The organism is Streptomyces lycii (assembly GCF_009735685.1).
Classification (GTDB): Bacteria; Actinomycetota; Actinomycetes; order Streptomycetales; family Streptomycetaceae; genus Streptomyces; species Streptomyces lycii.
Map to the genome: position 1 here is coordinate 1 of NZ_WHPN01000160.1, position 400 is coordinate 400.

The 400-nt window shown below is 64.5% G+C and carries 1 protein-coding gene; it reads right to left on the reverse strand.

Annotated elements, in window-relative coordinates; translation table 11 throughout:
- A partial coding sequence (locus GCU69_RS06805) for a putative T7SS-secreted protein (protein WP_170315789.1) occupies positions 1-315 on the reverse strand: 315 nt, incomplete at its 3' end.
- Between the last annotated feature and the right edge of the window lie 85 nt (positions 316-400).

Sequence of the window (400 nt, forward strand, 5' to 3'; positions counted from 1 at the left end):
GTCCGCCTGTGCCTTCTCCAACTCCGGCCAATACTTCGCCAGCGCGTCGCCGGCCAGGTCGTAGGACTTCTTCAGCTTCTTGAGGTTCTTCGGAACGTCCTCGAACTCCGAGGTGAACGCCTCGGCCGACTTCCCCGCCCACCGCAGCATCGCGTCGTCGCCCGCCATGCCCTTGATGTCCCGCAGCGCGTCACCCACATCGTCGGCGAACGCGTGCAAGCGCTTCGCCAGATGCTTCACCCGCTCCGGATCACCCGGAACCGGATCACCCTCCAGGTCAAGGACATGCCAATCCGTAGGGCGATACGCAGCCATGGTTCCCCCCGTACTTGCCGACGACCCACCAACTCCCGGACGACCGTTCGAACTTACCTTGTCAGCAGACGCGCAGGCCAGGGGA